The organism is Streptomyces sp. NPDC056160 (assembly GCF_042268205.1).
GTDB lineage: Bacteria > Actinomycetota > Actinomycetes > Streptomycetales > Streptomycetaceae > Streptomyces.
In genome coordinates this window covers 1-18446 of the sequence record NZ_JBHJUW010000155.1, presented here as the reverse complement: position 1 = coordinate 18446, position 18446 = coordinate 1, and the positions used below count along the sequence as shown (strand labels likewise).

The 18446-nt window shown below is 69.1% G+C and carries 7 protein-coding genes and 1 pseudogene; 3 read left to right on the top strand and 5 right to left on the bottom strand.

Translation table 11 applies throughout. From position 1 onward, the window contains the following. Positions 1 to 91: 91 nt before the first annotated feature. From ACFC02_RS35960 to ACFC02_RS35950, 3 genes and pseudogenes are all read right to left on the bottom strand, one after another. Entirely contained in the window at positions 92 to 331 is a 240-nt protein-coding gene (locus ACFC02_RS35960) for a hypothetical protein (protein WP_376366340.1), read from the bottom strand. Between the two features lie 161 nt (positions 332 to 492). Then, the gene (locus ACFC02_RS35955; RefSeq protein WP_376366338.1) at positions 493 to 10329 is read right to left on the bottom strand and encodes a hypothetical protein; all 9837 of its coding nucleotides are present in this window, start codon (positions 10327 to 10329) and stop codon (positions 493 to 495) included. Between the two features lie 509 nt (positions 10330 to 10838). Continuing rightward, positions 10839 to 10994: pseudogene (locus ACFC02_RS35950) on the bottom strand (integrase); the annotation flags it as partial. 150 nt (positions 10995 to 11144) lie between these two features. Here ACFC02_RS35950 and ACFC02_RS35945 point away from each other — a divergent pair. From ACFC02_RS35945 to ACFC02_RS35935, 3 genes are read left to right on the top strand one after another with little or no spacing between them, the layout of a single operon-like run. Beyond that, complete coding sequence (locus ACFC02_RS35945; RefSeq protein WP_376366336.1) at positions 11145 to 12296, top strand: tyrosine-type recombinase/integrase; 1152 nt, start codon at positions 11145 to 11147, stop codon at positions 12294 to 12296. Positions 12297 to 12298: 2 nt separating this feature from the next. Beyond that, positions 12299 to 14923 carry a tyrosine-type recombinase/integrase gene (locus ACFC02_RS35940; RefSeq protein WP_376366334.1) on the top strand — a complete coding sequence of 875 codons (2625 nt, stop codon included), beginning with the start codon at positions 12299 to 12301 and terminating at the stop codon, positions 14921 to 14923. After that, on the top strand, positions 14920 to 15504 hold the full coding sequence (locus ACFC02_RS35935) for a DUF6262 family protein (protein WP_376366332.1): 585 nt from the start codon (positions 14920 to 14922) through the stop codon (positions 15502 to 15504). Before ACFC02_RS35940 ends, ACFC02_RS35935 begins: the two co-directional genes overlap by 4 nt. A gap of 17 nt (positions 15505 to 15521) precedes the next feature. Here the strand turns inward: ACFC02_RS35935 and ACFC02_RS35930 are convergent, their stop codons facing one another. Next, positions 15522 to 17873 carry a GNAT family N-acetyltransferase gene (locus ACFC02_RS35930; RefSeq protein ID WP_376366330.1) on the bottom strand — a complete coding sequence of 784 codons (2352 nt, stop codon included), beginning with the start codon at positions 17871 to 17873 and terminating at the stop codon, positions 15522 to 15524. Continuing rightward, positions 17870 to 18446: TnsA-like heteromeric transposase endonuclease subunit (locus ACFC02_RS35925; protein WP_376366328.1), on the bottom strand; the 577-nt coding region annotated here is incomplete at its 5' end. The genes ACFC02_RS35925 and ACFC02_RS35930, both read right to left, overlap by 4 nt.

Here is an 18446-nt window from a genome sequence, read left to right as displayed (position 1 = left end):
ACGCTCACGCAGTTCGTCGGGGTACTTACGGGGAGCAGCCATGAGCGGCATCCTTCCGAGTCTTCGATGTCTCCATCAAACCCGGGGCGATTCAGACGTCCTCGCACTCGTAGTCGTGGCTCGGGTCCTGGCCGTTGTAGCGGTCGGCCGCACTCTCGCACGCAGCCTCGTCGTCGAAACCGTAGCCGACGTTTCCACCGTCCCACAGGCACTTGCCGGCCGGACTGCCCGCGATGCAGTCACGCTGGACGCCGTAGGCCTCAGGCGTGACCGCACCGTACAGCCCGAGGGCCAGGACGGACGTGAGCGTCGCGCGAATGATTCGTCCCATGATTGACACCTTCCGGCAGGTGGCGAAGCGAAGCTACCCGCTGTATCGGCATCGCGCGGGGGTCACTTGAGCGGTGATGCCGGATGGCCAGCCTTCGACTGACCGGCAAGCCCGGAACCTGTCACCGAGTGGGCCGCGGTGAAAGCGGTCGCCTAGCTGGCCTACTCCATCCGCAGATCGGCCGACGTGTCCGGTTGACCGTGTGCCGCGAGGAACGACGCGGTCAGATGCTCGCTCCACGCGCCCGGCGGGACTCCTGCCGTGGACCAGGCGACCTCGCGGACACTCACCCGGAATCTGCCCTGCGCGTTCAGCACATCGTTGACGGCGCGGGTTGCCTCGACCAGAGTCACCATGTGCTGGACGGCCGCCCCCGTCGCCTCCGAAACGTCGGACACGGTGAGCAGGGCCCACGGCAGCTCTGTGCGTTCCTCCCAGGTCAGTGGCACGTCACTGCTCCGCAGTTGTTCCTCCGTTGCCTGGATCACACGGTTCTCCCATGTGTCAGTCAGGGCGGTGGTTTCCTGTGGCGCACCCGTGTCCATGAAGTCCATCGCTGCGTCCTCCGGGTCCACCGGCCATGGCCGGCCGGCCTCGGAGGTGTCCGCGAACATCCCGGTCAGGGCCGAGACCATCTCTTCGACATCCATCGGCAGCCCGTCCGCTATGTCGTGTCCGAGATAACCCCCGAAGTCCATGAACACGTCGCTCGAGTCCTGCGAGTCGGGTAGGGACAAGACACCGTCCGGGAAGAGCACCTGGTCGCCGGGCAGGGGCAGGTCCTGCCCCGGATGCAGCGGGCCGTTGTCCGCGACCGGCGGGTGGCCGACTGCCGCGACAGCCGCCTGCCCGGCCGTCCGGGAGGACGGTCGCGCCGCCGAGGCTTCCTGCCGGGCAGCCGGCTCACCGGCCCGGGTACTGCGGCCGGGCACCCTCTCGCGGTTCGCGCCGAGTACCCGGGCGATGTACGCGTGGAGGGGCTCCCCGGTACCGCCCGGCACGGGCAGCCGCATCATGACGACGCCCGGTGCCGGCTCCACCGGGATCAGCGGGAATCCCGCGTCGGCGAGCCATTGGGCCAACTCGGTGTGGTTCTCGGGAATACCCGTGTTCTGAAGGTGGCGGAAGAAGTCACCGACCCGTGCCCGAAGCCCCTCGACCCTTTCCGGACCGGACGAGAACGGCGGGACCACCCCTGGCTCGAACCCTACTTCGTCGGCGTACCGCTTCAATTGCTCGATCCGCTCCCGCTCCGGCAGCGCCAAGTAGACCCTGGACGGATCGCTTCCGCGCTGTTCCCAGGTGAAGCCCCGCTCCGCCAGGGCGCTGATCGTCGGCGTGTTGACGGCCCTGAGGAGGATGCCGCGGCGCATGAGGCGCTGCACGTAGTTGTGCAGATCCTTCCCACCGAAGCTCGTGCTCGGCACGGCGCCCTGCCACTCGCACTGGCCTGCGGGAGGCAGGAGATGGTGCGACAGCGGGGCGCGAGCGATCTTGAGCACCGGACGGCCCCCCAGGGTGGCTTCCGCCAAGGGCACCCCGAACGACTGCCAGGCTGCGATCAGATGGGTGTCGTCGGGGTTGATGCCCCTCCTGTCCAGTGTCTCGAGGAGATTGTGCATCCTACGCACGAGCGGTGGGGCCGCCGCAGCGGAGTACGATCCGAACCGGGGACGTCTGCCGATCATGTGCGGGTGCGCACGATAGAAGTCGTTCAAGAGCTCGACGCGCCGACGGGTCGTGCTCGTCAGCGACACGTCGGAGACGTCATACGGCCGGAACGCGGTCTGCGGGGCAGGTGCCCGCCGCCGGCCCTGAGGTCGGGGAGCTCGCTCCGAGAGCCAGTGGTACTCGTCGTTGAGGCGCAGCAGTTCGCCGGGCCCCAGCGTCAGGCGGTAGGTGGCCTCGATGTGGTCCCAGACCCCGCCGAGGGTATCGCGGTGATCCATCCGGTCGCTCAGGAGGTGGAACAGCTGAGTCGCCTGCTCGGGCGCGAGGTGGGCGGATTCGCTGCGCGTGAACGGGAAGGCCGACGGCGCAGGCCGTTTGTGCCAGGAGACGGAGGCCACGTCCCCGAGGTGGTGCACGGCCCGTGGGGTGGGTAGGTTGATGTGGTTGTCCACGTTGAGCACGCTGTGTTCGCGAGGCGCGGTCTCCGGCGTGGGGCCGGTGTCTGTCCGGCCGGTGGCCGAGATGCCGGTGACAGGGGGCCGCGAGGCCCCTGGGCCGGTGTCCGAGAGCCTGACAGAGGCGGATGACCCAGGCAGCGCGAGTCCGGAGGGTGACGGCACGGGGGACTGGGCAACAAGGTCGCGGGTGTCGGATTCGTCGAACAGGCTGTCCATGGGAGAGGAGGCCCGGGTGGAACCCGCCGGGCTGCCGCCGGCCGGTCGGGCTCCGGAGGTGTCGGCCGTCTCCGGTTCCGGAACATCGGTGGAGCGGGTCCTGGTGGCTGCGGGCCGGCCTGCATGGTGGGTGCCGACGGCGGGAGTCGGGGAGGCAGGTCCCCACATCGTCACCGGAGTGCCGGCCGGCAGTGGAGCACCGGCAGGCGCGGTGGGCGCCCAGTGCTCCGTTCCCGGCCCGGAATCGAGGCGCACCAGGGACACCGTCCGCGACCAGTGCGCGGGCTCCAGGTGGTAGGAGGACAACGGTTGAGCTCGGGTCCGGGAGTAGTCCAGCACCTCGACCCGCACGCCGTGCATCCGGGCCAGCAGCTCGGGCAGGAAGTTGCCGAGGCCGATGCTCCAGGCCCCTGGCGTCCGGATGAAGTCAAGCAGTGACCGCTGGTGTTCCGGAGTCACCGCTCCGCCGCCCAGTTCGCGCAGCCTCGGCTCCAGCGTGTCCCAGACACTGTCGGGTGCGTCGAGCTGTTCCTCGAGGTAGCGAGCAAGGTCCTCGCGCAGGGCCGTCGCCGACCGCGTCGGCTGGTCGGCTCGCACGTGCAGCCCGGTGGTGATGATAAAGGAGTTGAACAAGCAGTCGCCGTCGCCGCGGACGTCGCCCACCAGCAGGCGGTCCGCGACGATGCGCCGTACCTCCGCCATGCCAGGCGCCGAGGGCAGAGGCGTGTCGTCCGCGACCGTCCACGGCATCCGCTGCGGGGCCCCGGTGTTCCCGGTCGCGGAGGCGCTCACTGGGCCTCCCTCATAGGAGCTCTCAGCGCCCCTGGTCGACGGGGCGGCGAGGAAGGCCAGGGCGAGCTGTTCGTCCCGGTGCTCCGGCGAGTTGGAGGCCATCACCCGTGCCACGTCCGTGATCGTGACGGGGCCGGCTCCCTGCTCCGCCCGCAGTCCGTTCACGGCGCGGGCAGACCGTACGATCTCCGCCAGGTACTGCGTCATCTCCCCGGCGGAGGCCGACGACACGAACATCGCGTCCATGACGTCCGGTAGCTCTTGTCGTTCCTCCCGTGTCAGCCCCGGCACGGCCTCACCCAGCAGCTGCGCGTCGACCGTCTGCAGCGTCTGTCCGACCCATCCGACGGCGATGCCGAACGGTTCCACCGCATCCTGGATTCGGGCAGGCGCCATGGGTTCTGCCGTCCCTCGCTCACCGGTGCCGGTGACGGCTGAGCGCGTCGAAGGCTGCGCGGATCGTGGCGGCTGGTGGACGCGTCCGCCCCAGGCCACCCGGTCGATGAAGTTGTGGACGGACTCAGCCGCGGGATCCCGCTCCGCCTCTGGCACGGGCAGCCGCAGCATGACCAGGCCCGGCCGCACCTCCACCGGGGCCAGCGCGAAGCCCTCCTCAGCCAGTCGGCCGGCGAGCACGGTGTGGGTCTCGGAGATACCCGTGTACTGAAGATGGTGGAAGAATTCCCCCACTCGCGCGGCGAGGTCCCCGGTACGCTGCGGGCCGGTCGAGCGCGGCGGCACCACACCCGGCTCCAGCCCCACCTCGGCAGCGTACTCGTCCAGCTCCGTGAGGCGTTCGTGCTCCGATGCCAGGAACACCCGCGACGGTTCGCTGCTGCGCAGCTCCCAGAAAAATCCCCAGGTCTCCAAAGCGTTGAAGGTGGAGAAGTTGGAGCGGGCGGCGAGAAGACCGTTCTTCATCAGAGAACGCAGCCGGGAGGCGACGTTGACCTGCTCACTGCCCGTCGGAACCAGGCCCGGTGTCCCCCCTTCGTCCTCGAAGTACCGCCGGAGCATCTCCTGGCTGTGTACGGTCGTGACGAAGAGGCGTTCGTATCCGGCTGAGTCCTGTCCGGGCACTACCTCGACGCCGAACCCTTCAAGGGCAGCGATCAGATGGTGGTCGTCCGGGGCGATGCCCCGATGCCGCAGTCGCTGCAGGAGATACGCGGCGTCCACCTGGCGCTGGTCGATCCCGACCGGGTCGTTTATGCGGGGAGGCTGTCGGCCGATCTTACCCAGCGGGCTCGTGTAGTAGGCGTTGAGGACCGCGATACGCCGGAGGGTGGACCGCCGCACCGGCTCACCCGGGGACACGGTGTAGGGGCGTACCGCGAAGTCCTGGAGGCCCTGCGCCGTCGGCGCCGCAGTCGCCGTCTCGGCCGGGTCCGGGGGAGGCCGCCGGTTCGAACGGGTGAGTTCCGTGGCCACGGGGGCCGGTGCTGCGGGCCTCGTGGCCGGGGTGCCGGCCGGCCGGGACGGAGAGGTCGGCTGTGTCTCCCCGTCCGGGTCCGCGTTCTCGTCGCCTGCCACTGGCACCGGGGGCACGAGCCTCTGCGCGGTCGGCGCACCGGTCTCCTGGGAGGTGGGCAGGGCGGCGTCGTCGTGCCAGTTTGCGAACCTGGAGGCGAGCAAGCCGCCCACCGACAGCGTTCCCGGTTCGATCAGGTCGCCCGCCACCGGCAGACGCATGATGCCGGTGGCGGCCGGGTCCGGACGCAGCACGAAGCCGTGATCGGCGAGCCAGGCCGTGAGCCGCACCTGTCTCTCGGGAATGCCGGTGTACTGGAGATGATGGAAGAAGTCACCGGCCTGTGCGGCGGGACCCTCCTCCCGGTCCGGATCGGTCCGGTACTCGGGGACGACCCCCGGCAGCAGCGTCTGGGCGCGGACGAACCGCTCCAGCTGGGCCAGCCGTCTGGTCTCCGGCAGCGCGAGATACAGGCGTGCGGAAGAACCACCGCGCAGTTCCCACGAGAATCCCCACCTGATCATGTCCCTGAAGGAAGGGAGGTTGGCCTGCCGGACGGCCAGGCCGTGGGCGATCAGCGTGTTGATGCGGGTGTAGGCGTTGCGGTGCGGGCCGCTGTGCGGCGGCATCTCGCCATGCGTGCCGCCGGCGCCGTCGAACCAGGCGCGCAGGACGTCCTGGCTGATCGCCGGTTCCAGGAAATACCGGTCCCGGCCCTGCTGGTCCCTTCCCGGCAGCAGCCGGATACCGAACCGCTGGAGGGCGGCGATCAGATGCGCGTTGGACGGATTGATGCTGAGAGCACGCAGCTTGGCGAAGAGGTCGCCGGCCTCTGCCTCCAGGTGGCGCTCGGTGCCGGCCGCCTCGTCGACGGTGAGCGGTGGAGGCTGTTGGCCGTGCCGGTCCGGGAACCTGGTGTAGTACGCGTTGAGTGTGTCGATGTACTCACGTGTCGCCCGTGGCAACCGATCGCCCGGGGGTACCACGTACGGCGCGGCACGCAGCGGCGCGACTTGAGCCGCGTCGGCGGCCGGCGGGAAGGCCGTTCGCGTGAGAGGCGCGGAGGGGGGCGTGTCGACGTCCATGTCCCGGTCCGTGCCGGTGGCGGGAGGCGGAACGGGCTGCGCAGCGGTGCCGGTGTCGCGGCCTCCGTCCCTCTCTGTGCGTGAGTCGGGACGCGGGGCCGGGGCCGTGTCCGCCGCCGGTTCTTGAAAGATGTCCTCACCTCGCCAGTCGCCGAACAGAGAGGTGAGCAACTCGTCCACCGTGTGCGGGCCGGGCCCGGACTGTTCGGGTGCAGGCGCCGGCAGCCGCAGCACGACGCCCCGGCCGGTCACCACGCGTGTCAGCGAAAACCCGTGACGGTCGAGCCACTCTGTCAGGTCACGCTGGTGCTCGGGGATGCCGGTGTGCAGGAGGTGGTGGAAGAAATCACCGACCCTGGCCGCGAGGCCCTCCACCCGGCCGGGGCCGGTCAGGTACGGCGGCAGCGCACCGGCCGGGAGTCCCACCGCCCCGGCGTACTGTCGCAATTGCGTGATCCGCTCGCTCTGCGGCAGAGCGAGGTAGACCCTGCCTCGGTCGCTGCCCCGCAGCTCCCAGGAGAATCCGGCCTCGATCAGTGCGCGGACCGCGGGGAGCAACGAGCGGTCGCCGCGCTGGGCGATGAGGCCCTCATCGACGAGGCGCGTGATCACCTTCTGGAACCTGGCGGCCCGGGGCAGCTGGCCGCGAGGCTGCATTCCCCTGTCGTAACTCGCCCTCATCTCCCCGTAGGCCAGGGGGTCCGCCGGGAAGTACCGCGTCCGTCCACTGCCATCGAGCCCGCGTTCCATACGGATGCCGAACCGGGTGAAGGCCCGCAGAAGATGAAGGTCACCGAGTTCGACACCCGCCCTCGACAGAAGTGTGAGGAGGCTGTTGTACCGCTTCTCCAGCAGGTTCGGACTGCTGCCCGTCCTGGCGGGGCGCGGTCCGATCCGCTGGGGATGCGTCGCGTAGTACTCGTTGAGCAGCGCGACGCGTTCAGCCGTCTGGGGCGGAAGCGACGAGATCTCGTGGGCGGGTATGACGTACGGGGCTGCTGTCCCGCCCTCCGCAAGCGCGGGTGTGATGCGGTTGATCATGAAGACCTGCACGTCCAGAGGCGGCTTCGGCGGGGGCAGGTGCGCGATCCAGGCAGCGATCTCAGCACGTCCGCGCGGCAGCCGCTGTCCGGTGAAGAGGCCGTCTCGCGCCCGCATGTCCTGCTGAAGGGGACCACTGCCGGCTGGCTTCTCCGCCACCGGGCGCACCGACGCCGCCTCGGAGTCGTTGCGCGGGGCTGCGGTCCGCCGTGACGGTACCCGGCTGTCCTCTGTGGAAACGGCAGCTCGTGTGCCCACGCGAACGGGCTGCTCCGGACCGGGTGCACGTCCGTCGTTCCGCGTGAAGTGCCTGTCGAGATGCTTGTTCAGGTAAACGGCCTCGGCCGGGAACAGCAGTCGCAGGTTCTCGGGCCTTGCGCGCGTTCCGGTCTTCGGAATGTCGGCTTCGCCCGCTCGCCGCTCTTCCTTGTCTCCAGGGGCCGGCTTCTGCGGGGGGCGGCCTTCAGCCAGGATTCGGTAGATGGTCTGAGCCGCAGCCTGTGGATCCTGTTGCGTTTGGCCGGGCGACTCATCGAAGGGACGAGGGGCTGGAGCGGGATCGATGACGGACCGGACGCTTAGCCACGACGGTTCTTCCCGGCCCACGGCTGCACGGGGATCGGTCGATGCCGGGGAGGTGGGGGCAGTGCTTGTTTTGTACGGTGGTCCGGAGCTGCTGGTGGTGGGATGCGGCGGGGCCGTTCGCATCGCCTGCGCCGTCTCGCCCGGGAGAGGGAGGGCGCCGGGTGCGGTGGGGGCCCAGTGCTCGCTTCCCCTGCCTGCCTCGAAACGCACCAGTGTGATCGTCGGCTGTTCCGCCGCCGGCTGGGCGGTCGTATGGGTCCATTCCACCGCCGTAGGGGCATCGGCCTCATGTTCCGACCGGCTGTGAGTGTGCACGTGGTCGGGCGCTGGCGTTGCGGGTATGCCGGGGCGAGGCGCGGGTGTGGGGGTGCTGGGGTGAAGGCGGGTGCTGAGCGGGATTCTTATGTGGTCCCGGATGGTGCTGAGGTAGGTGGCGGTCTGGGGCCAGTCACGGCGGGCGGCGGCTTCGTCGGCGGCGGTGAGGAGGTGACGTTGTCCGGCGAGTGTGATGTCTGCCTGGTCGGCGAGTTGCCGTAGGTGCTGGATGATCTGGTCGGCGGCTGCTGTGCGTTCGAGAAGGAGGCGAGCACGGTCGGTGTCGTCGTTGTCGTGCCGGGTGAGTTCTTCGGGTGTCTGCCAGCGGTCCAGCGCCTCTTCCAGTCGGGCGCGCTCCGGGCTCCCGAGTACCGGGCGGGTGGTGGCGGACTCGGTGGCCGGGCGCGGGGCGGGAGTGAAGGGCGCGGGCCGGCCGTCCCCGGCCCGCTCCGCTCCGGGTGCCGTGTGGCCGACGGTGAGGCGTTCGGGGATGGTGAGCCGGACCTGCCCCGACCGGGGGAACTGTGTTCCCGGGCTCGGGGACCAGGACGTGTCCGACGGGGTGCCTGCGCCGGTGGTCGGCAGTACGTTCCCGGGGGGCGGCGCGCCGTCGCCGGGCAGGACGCTGCTGTCGCTGCTGCCGGCGGGTCCGTGTCCGCCTGCCTTGTTGACCAGTGCGAGGCCGGGGTCGGTGAGTGGGGGTTTGTGGTGGGGGAGGTCGAAGCCGAGGCGGCCTTTGATCCAGTGGCCGAGTTTGACGGCGCCGATGTGTCCGATGCCGCTGCCGAGTGCGGCGCCGACGCCGCCGGCGGTGGTCATCCAGGAGGTGGTGAACCTGCCCGTCTCGTTGAGGTTGAAGAAGCCCTCCGACACGTTCATAGCCGCCGCCTGCAACCCCGCCTCGGGGAAGGCGCGGACGAACTTCATCCACGACGGTGAGGGCAGCGCGCGGGCGAGGTCGTGGGAGAGCGCACCGCGCACCCCGCCCATCCCGGCCGGCATCCACGACAGGGTACCCTCCAGCTCCCGGCCCAGCGCCCTGGGACCGCGCCCGGCATGCGCCATGAACGTGTCCGCCCACAACCGGCCCGACTCCCGCGCCTGCCGCCAGCCCAGCCGCTCACCGAAAGCCCGCGCGAACTGGTCACCCACCGCATCACGGAACGACTGCCGCGCGCCGCGCCCCACCACCTCGTTCTGTAGACGGACGGCTATCGGCACGGTCAGACGGCCGATCTCGCGCCCGAACCAGTTGCCGCCGAGCAGCTCGCGGTTGAGCGGATCGTTCCACAGATCCCGCATAGCGTTCCGGTCGAACGACTTCCCGCCACCCAGCAGCGCCTTCTCCCCGCCCAGCAGCGCCTTTTCCCCGCCGAGGGCCGTCTTCTCTCCGCCGAGGAGGGTGTTTCCGCTGCCCACGGGCAGGGTGGTCTTGGTGCCGGTGCGTGCGGGTACCGGGGCGGGGCCGTGGAGGCTCTCGCCGATGATCTGCCGGATGTCCTTGACCGACTTGAGTCCGAAGAAGGGGAGTTTCCCGATGCCCTTGCCGATCGGTCCCATCGCGAAGGGCACCAGCGAGGACACCGCGCCCTGGATGGCGCCGAACTTCAGGGACTGGTCGCGGTACTCGTTCCCGTGTGCGGTGTGCTTGCCCTGCGTCGCCATCACCCACCGGGTGAAACCGTCCAGCGCCGCGGCCAGGACCACGTTCATCGTCATGATCGACGCGGTCTGCGCCGCGACACGCGCCAAAAACTGCGTCAGCTCCGTGGTGAACAGCTCGCGGAAGAAGGTGTCCAGGGCCAGCTTCTCGAACGCCGCCTGGACCGGGTTGAAGATCTCCAGGAGCGCGATGACCGCCAGCTCCGCGAAGAACAGGACCACCTGCTCCACGATCATCATGTTCGTGTACTCGAGCTGGTACGCGAACTCGTTGCCCGCATCCGCCAGCTGCAGCGCGGTCTCCTTCAGACCCTTCAGATAGTCCGCGCCGTCCCCCGACGAGAACTGCGATATGGCACGCATGTACGCAACGATGGCCTCCCCCCTCGCCCCCGAGGCGGTCGCACCCGCGACGTCCGAGACCGCGCCCTCCAGACCGGTCAGGAAACGCACCAGCACCAGATGCGGGTCCACGATCTCCGCCCGGACCCGCTCCGGCGAACCCTCGGGAACCGTCATCCCCGTCAACGCGACCACAATGCCGTTGGCCACAGGATTCACAGCCACCAAAACCCCCCAAGAGCGTCTCTGTCGATGGAGCGGACAGCCGCGCGACCACATCCGGCGACTGCTGCATCGCGGAGAAGAAGCCCATAGCTCACACGTATAAACCGGCCCATGAGTTCGCCCTGTGACGTACACCTCAACGCGTCCACCAAGGTGAGATGGCCGTGCTCAAACGTCACGGTTGGTGCTGCCAGGACTCGGCGGGCGGTCACCACCGTGATCCCTGCGGCGCCCCGGTGGCTCAGCTCCAGCACGCAGCCCACCGCGCGACGGTACTGCGTGAAGTGTGGTGAGCGCCGCTGTGGCTCAGCTGGCGTCGGTGCTGTCGCCCGCCACGTCGTCAGGTCTATCGTCCAGATCCTCTACGACCCGCATGGAGCTGTCGGAGAGTTCGGGCATCTCGAAGGCGTAGCGGCCCTTCATGTGGATGTGTCGATAGAGGAAGGGGGACAAGCTCCGCTGCCGCAGGTCCGTTCGGCCGCGTGCAGGGCATCGATGATGAGGTCGGCCCTCATATGGTCGGCGACGGCCTACCCCGCCAGGCGCCGTGAGGCGAGGTCGATCACGGTTGCCAGATAGCGGAACTTCCCGCCGGCCAGGAGAAGGTAGGTGATGTCGCCGACGTACTTGGTGTTCGCCTGGTCCGCGGGCAGGAGTTCGACGTAGTCGTCGCCGCTGAGCGCGACCGGGACGTAGCCGCAAGCCTCGATCAAGGTGGCGTACTTCTCGTTCGGTGTGAACAGCCGGCCCGGGTGGGAGGGGTCGCGCAGGCCGTCGTGCGGACGGTTCTGCCACTTCGCTTTACCGACCGTGAGTTGTGCTGCCCGTGATGTCCGTCTGGGCCTGTGACATGGACGTCGTGGGCTCGTTTACCGACCGGGACCGGAACGTCTGCCATGTTCCGGAGTCGGTACGGAGGACGAGTGGTACGGCACATCGTGGTCGGGGACTTGAGGGTCCAGCGGATCGAGCGGAAGGATGGACGGCGATCGTGGACGATCGTCTGGCCTGAGGGCACCCTGCACGCGGAGGCGGACCGGTTCCTGCGCGTCCATGACGGCACTGGCACCCAGAAGACGTACGCGTACTACCTGGTGGACCATCTGCGGTGGCTGGAGCGCGAATGCCTGGCCTTCGACACGGTCCAACTGCACGACCTGGAACGGTACATGGGCATCGTCGGCGCTGAGGTCCGTATGCCGCTCGGGGAACCGTGGCGGGTCGGCAAGCGCCCCTACGGCCGGTCCGCACTGTCGATCGCGGCGTCCTGTTTGAAGGGCTTCTACCTGCATCAAGCCTCCCTCGGCATCAACGTCGACCTCGGCGAGAAGCTGGATGGCACCCGGCTGCCGTCGCGGGTGGACCGTCAGCGCTCGTTCCTCGGACACGTGAAATCCGCGATGCCCGCGAACCCCCTCTCTCCGAAGGGCCCGCACCGTCGGCATCCGAAGATGCTCCCGGACGGGGCGAGGGACAGACTGCTGGAGAGGGTGAACTCGGCCCGGGACCGGCTGGTGGTGACCTGGCTCGCCGACGGCGGCCTTCGGGTCGGCGAGCTCTGCGGCCTTCACCTGGTCGACCTGCATCTGCGCGAGAACGCGGCTTGCAACGAGTGCCGCAGCCCTCACCTGCACGTCTGTCATCGTCCGAACAACCCGAACCGGGCCGAGGCCAAGACCAAGCACGCCTGGCAGGTTGAACACGGCACGGTGACCGGTGGGTTGATCAAGCGGGTCAGCCCGGCGATGGTGCACGCCTACTTCGAGTACATGACGACCGAGTACCCGCGCGGAGCCGGACACGGCATGCTCCTGGTCCAGCTCCACGGCGCCGGCACCGGGCAGCCCTGGGCTCCGGTCGGTGCCCGCCGGATGCTCGGCCGGGCCGGGATACGCGCTGGCCTGGGGCTGGTGAAACCCCATGCCTTCCGGCACACCTTCACCTCCGCGGTTCTCGATGCTGCCGACGGCAACCTGCTGATCGCCCGAGACGCCGGTGGCTGGGCCTCGACGGCCACGGTCGACGAGGTCTACGGGCATGTCGACGTCCACGACCCCACCTTCGACGCCGCCCTGCGCACTGTCTGGGGTGAGCCGAAGTGAGCATGACGACGGCTTCGCTGCCGCAGCAGGACCCCCGCACAGGCCGGGACCGGCTGGAGATCCTCACCGCGCTGATCAGCGCCCCGTCGTTCGACCCGCTGTTCCGTCCCGACGTGGTCAAGATTCCGCCGAACCATGCTGTCTACCGGTGGAATTGCCTCTGCGCTGACTGCGAGCGGTCCACGATGGGACACGGTGACCTGTGCTCTTCGCATGAGATGCTCTGGCGCGAACACCGCGACCTGGGTGGAGAACGAGCCGAGTTCCTCCGCACCGCGCCGCCCGTCGGCCCCGGGGAGGGGGTCGAGCAGCGGTCCTGTCGGATCTGCCCCGGGCGGCCCGCTCGGCACCACACGCTAGTGCTCTGCCACTACCACGAGTTTCGTTGGTACAACCAGCGCAGCCGCCGCGGCGGTGACCTCGACTTCGATGCCTGGCTCGTTGATCAGCAATCGCAACCCGGCTTCGGTGATTGCCAGGTCCAGGTCTGCCCCGAACTCTCGGACTCCCCGCTCGGGCTGTGTTTCCGCCACGAGCGCCGCTACCGCAGGCAAGGCAGTCCGGGAGGAGCGACGCTGCCCTCGCAGTGGGGCACTCGCTTCGGGCGCCGGAGACTGGTCACACCGGTCAGCTACGAGGACGAACTCGCCTTCCGGCGCTGGTGCGTGAGCGCCGGAGCCGTGCTCCGGCCCGCGCAGGTCAATCTCCGGGGGCTGCATCCGCTGCTGCGGGCCGAGATCAAGTGGGGCATGTTCACCTACACCCAGAAGGCACACGGCCGCTGGGAACTGGTCACCTGGCAGGGCTTGGCGAACTTCGCTCGCGAGCACGGCCTGCGGTCGCTGACGGATGCAGGCGCCGAGGAGGAACGGCTGCTGCAGAAAGCGGTCAGCCGCGAAGCGGTCCACATCGTCCGGGCCGTAGCCGACTGGCTGCAGCCTCTCTACGTGACGCCGGCCGAGACACGCCAGCTCGGATACATCCTCACCGAGCACTTCGGGCGGAAGCTCACCGGCCGCTCGGTCCACATGGACCTCACGGGCGTCTCCCAGCGATGGCTCCGCGACCTCATCTGGGACCACCTCGTCGCCATCCTGCGCTCTCCCGGCTGCCCGCGCAGCGGAAGCACGTTCGACGACATGCGCCGAGCCGGTCTGGAGCTGAGTACCTTCCTGGAACTCCACGCGCCGTCCGGCGGCCACGACCCGCGAGCCTTGACGGCAGACCATATGCACCAGTTCGTCGCCGACCAGCGGCAACGCGAAAGGGACGGCCTCATCTCGCTCGCGGCCAGAGGCCGCCCGGGCAAGCAGTCGATCGTGACCGACAACACCCGCCAGCGCGTCTTCCACCGCACCCGGCGCCTCCTGCGCGGGGCCCTGGAATCGGGAGAGGCCGAACGCTTCGGCCTGGACCGGGCGTTCATCGCCGCGATGCCTGCCCCAGGACGGACAGTCCGTCGTTCGCGGCCGCCGTTCGCCGACGGGGTCGCCCGCGCGCTCGCCGACGAGACAAACCTGCGCGGGCTCTCCGAGACCTACGACCCGTTCGACCGCGGCCTGCGGGATGCCTGGGAGACGATCATCGTCACCGGCCGCCGCTGCGGCGAAGTCCTCCAGCTCCGCCTGGACTGCCTCGGCCGCTACGGCGGACTTCCCATGCTCTGGCACGACCAGACGAAAGTCGGCAACTACGACCAAGCCCTGCGCATCCCTGAGCGAGTCCACCAGCTCCTTGAGGTCCGCCAGCGCAAGACCCTGGCCCTGTTCGAGGCCTGGAACAACCGGCCGCCCACCGCTGAGGAACGCGCCCAGATGGCGCTGTTCCCCACCAACATCCGCAACCGCGACGGCCATCGGCCGCTGAGCTACAAGTGGTTCCACAAGGGCTTCAAGCTCTGGATCGACGACCTCGACATCGGCCGCTGGGTCCCTCATCAGGCTCGCCACAGTCTGGCGACCAGCCTGCTGCGGGCCGGGGCAAGCCTGACGCACGTCCGCCGCTACCTCGGTCACGTCTCCGAGCGGATGGCCGAGCACTACATCCACCTGACCCAGTCCGATCTGGAGGACGTCCTCCAACACGTCTGGGTCGCCGGCCCCGGCAGCCCCAGTCCCGGTGAAGTCCTCACCGAGCCGACCACCCCGCTCACCCGCGAGCAGGCCCAGGCCCTCGCCATCGACCTGGCTCGCCGCAGCACCCCCGCCGAGGGAGGCTTCTGCACCTTCCAGCCCGTCGTCGACGGCGGCGCCTGCCCCTGGAACCTCGACTGCCACAACTGCGACAAGTTCGTCCTCTCCGGCGCCGACCTCCTCTACTGGCGGCGCAAGCGCGAACAGTGGCGACTGCTTGCCGAGGGCGCCCCCGACGACGCCACCGCCGACTACCTCCACCGCTACTTCGAGCCCACCGCCCGCGCCATCGACGGCTTGGAGAAGGCCCTGGCCGGCCTCGGCCTCCTCGACGACGCCCTTGCCCTGGACCTGCGCAAACCCCAGGACTACTTCCACCGCGTGTGGTCGACCGCCTTCCGCGCCGCCGACCTCGCTGGTGCTGGCGACGACGAACAGGACGAGTACAGCGATACGTGCACAACCGGCAACGACCCCGAGCAGGACATCGCATGAAGACCACTGCCGTTCCAGAACCCCGCACTGCCGCGGCTCTGGCGGCCCGCCGTCGCAAGACCGCGGACGCCGTCCACCGCGTCCACGACGCCATCGCTCGGATCCGACGGGAGAAGTCCCAGGTCAGCGTCGCCGCGGTCGCCCGCCGGGCTGATGTTTCCCGCACCTTCCTCTACGACAATCCCGAGGCCAGAACCGCTGTCTCGACCGCCATGGCCGAGGCCGGAGACCGCAGGTCCCAAACGGTCGCCGAGCTCGACGATGAACGCGAAGCGACCTGGCGCGAACGCGCGCTGAACTCCGAAGATGCCCTCAAGGCCGCCCACGGCGAGATCCTCGCCCAGCGGGCCCGCATCGGTGAACTCCTCGGCCAGGTCAGGGACTTGCAGGACGAGTGGACGGAGGAAGCCATCCAGCGGATCACCACCGAGAACACCACGCTCAAGCAGCGAGTCCGCCAGCTCACCGCCGACAACCGCACTCTCGACGAGCGGCTCAAGGCCGCCCGCTCCAACCTCCGCTTCCAAGATCGACGCGTCGCCGACCTCGAAGCCCAGATCGCCGACCCGACGGTGCACTGAAGTCACCTCGGCCGAGTTCAGACGGTGGTCTCACCGGCCAAGGCCGGTGAGACCACGTCGCCGAGCCGGACGCTGAGCTGGGAGCCCAGCTCCTGGAAGCCCAGCGCAAGCGCCACACACTTTGACGGATGCGGCCGTGCTCTCCATTGCGGAAGCAGCCCGGCGTCAAGTGCATGCGCCACCGCCGCAGACGCCACGACCCGCGCCAGCCCCCGACCTCGGTGACCCGGCGCAACGAGCACGCTCAGGTGAGCCACCGACTGCGGCCAAGCTTGATAGCCGGCCGCGGCAACCACGCCGTCATTCTCGCGGAGGACGAATGCGGGAGAGGTGATGTCCTCCAAGCCGCTTTCACCGGCGTCCTCTTCACCGGCACGGGCCAGGAGCGCGGCCAGCTCATCATCTCCGCACACCGCCTCCTCGACAGCGGCGCCTCCTTGCGCGGGCAGGAAGTCGGCGCGGTCGAGATAGAAGAGGGACGCAGGCCCAAGTACGTCGAGGACGGGCAACACCTCACGCAAGCGGTCCTCGTCGACGAGCTCCTCATCGGACAGCTTCCTTGAAGCGCCCGCCATCAGCTTGGCGACCTGCACGCTCGGCACGGTGACGATGCCGGCGCCGCCGAGGACCACGATCCCTGTCCACAACGGCGGACACAACCGCGAGCCAGGAGAGACCACAACGTTCGCCCCGTCCGACGAGGAGAACTCCACTGGCTTCACCGCCAGCTCTGTCCATAGCTCCCGGGCCCGGTCAAGCAAGAGATCGCTAGTCATGGCCGTATCGTGTCGGGCCCAACGCCCCTGGACGACTGATTTACGACGGGGACCAAGCCCCCGGCGCTCTCGCGCTTCGACGCCTCGCGCACCACGCTTGCACTCGCGGCACGACGACCACACGAACGAGCGACAACAAAGCCCCCAACTCGCCATCGCGGACATGTAGTCTATGAATCGTCGCAGTTCAGAGCCGGTCCACGAGCTCCTGCGGTCGGTAAAGCGCATGACGATCCATTCGTCCAGGAGCTCCTGCAACTCCAGCAGAGACCAGAGCCGTTCACGTTCCAGGTGACGGCCGCGGCGGTCGCTGTTGCGTCCGGTGTAGCCGGGCAGGAACTGGGCGAACAGCGTGGCCACCGAGCCCAGCATCTTCTCAATGTGGCCCTTCTCGAACCCCGAACCCTTGTGCGTCGGCTGGAAATCGATCTCCAGGAAGCGGCAGGACGAGCGGAAGTTCCGCGAGATGAACACGCTTCCGTGGTCGCAGACGATCACCTCCGGGACGATCACCGGCCGGGCCGCAGCATGGGCCAGACGCTCGTCCAGGGCCAAGAGCCGACGGTGCGGCAGCACCGAACGGGACATCTTCAACGCATCTGTCCAACCCGGCCGCATCGGCTCGGGAGTGACGCTGCGGGCCAGCAGCACGCTGGCGTCCACCGACTTCGTCGTCGGCCGCAACACCGCCGCAGTCAGGGTCCTGGTCGCGACGTCGATCATGCCAGTGAGTTCGACCTTGCCCGTGACCCCGCTGTCGAGCAGGACCAGCACGTCCAGCGGGGTGGAGTCGATCTGCATGACCTCGCCCGGCGCGAAGACATGAAGCTGGCCGTGCGGTGTCGTGGCCCCGTTGGCCTTGGACCGGCGGGTTTCCGCTGATCCGAGGGCGTGTGTGCCCGCGGTGAGCTTCGTCAGCAGCCGATAGAGCGTGGCGCGGGAGGGGAGCTTCACCTCCCGCCCTTCGGTGTCCTCTTTGAGGATCTCTTCGGCCCTCCACAAAAGGTATGAACCGGTGCGGGTAGACCCGTTGACGCCTTCGTCGATCGCCCGCCGCATCGCGTCGACCACCGCTTCGTCGACCTCGCCGAACTGCGGAGTCCTGCGGACGGGCCGGTGGTCGGCCAGGCCGATCACCCCGAGTTGCTGGTAGCGGCGGCGCCGGTGGGCGACCGTGCTGGCAGTCACCTTGTGCCCGGCGGCTGCCAGTTCGGCGGCTTTGGCCCGCTGGCGTGCGGTCAGGGAGCGGTCCGGGCCGTACTCGTCTCGCGGCAGCGTGCCGGGATCGGCCCCAGGTGGCAGGCCGTGCAGCACCTCCAGGATGTGCCCCTCCCACCACAGAGCCCGCTCGACCACCGGTTCGGGAAAGGTCTCCAGCAATGACGCAGCCGGCAGCGGCATCCGAGCCGGGGTGTCCACGACCTCGAAGTCGTCGGCCTCGAACAACTCGAGCAACGACACCACCAGATGCGGCTGTTCGTCATCACTCAGCGTCGCGGTCAGGGCCGAGACGGCGAGCACCGCCCGCAGCTGCCCGGCGAACCGGACCCGGTCTCCGACCGTCAGCCTTCCCGGCCGCTTCAGCCGGCTCATGCCGACCGCCCTGCGGCCCAGACCAGGCTCTCCGAGTCCAGCAGGTCCGATTCGAGGTCCGCATCGAGCCGGCCCGACCACAACAGGTGGAACAGTACCGGAAGCACCTGCAGCCGGTCGCCCACGAGCTCGGCCCCGGCCCAGATGCCCATCGGCTCGTTGAAGACACCGATCAGCGCGGCCGCGACCGATGCCGGGCGTCCCGAGCGGGCCCTGCGGTAGCGGGCCAACCAGCGAACGTTCGCCATGAACACCGGATCCGGCGTGCCCACCCACTCGAACTGCCAGCCCACGGCCTCGCAGGCCCGCCGGGTCGCCTCGAACGACTCCTCGGTCCGTTCGTCCATACGGTCCGAGGACCGGACGTCGACCACCCGAGCCCGGCCGTCGACAAGGCGTACGAAGTAGTCCGGGGCGTGGCGACGCCCCTTGTGCCCGTCGTCCCAGCGCAGCCAGAAGGGCTGAGCGGCGATCCCGACCCTCTCTGACAGCCTCGGCTGAGACACCCGGTTTATCGGGTTAGTCTGGATGGGCGAGACAGGAGATCCCTTCAGCATGGCCAGCACCACCCCG

Coding starts and splice junctions, on each gene's coding strand:
- ACFC02_RS35960 (WP_376366340.1), bottom strand. CDS start 331: ATGGGACGAATCATTCGCGCGACGCTCACGTCCGTCCTGGCCCTCGGG.
- ACFC02_RS35940 (WP_376366334.1), top strand. CDS start 12,299: ATGACGACGGCTTCGCTGCCGCAGCAGGACCCCCGCACAGGCCGGGAC.
- ACFC02_RS35930 (WP_376366330.1), bottom strand. CDS start 17,873: ATGAGCCGGCTGAAGCGGCCGGGAAGGCTGACGGTCGGAGACCGGGTC.
- ACFC02_RS35935 (WP_376366332.1), top strand. CDS start 14,920: ATGAAGACCACTGCCGTTCCAGAACCCCGCACTGCCGCGGCTCTGGCG.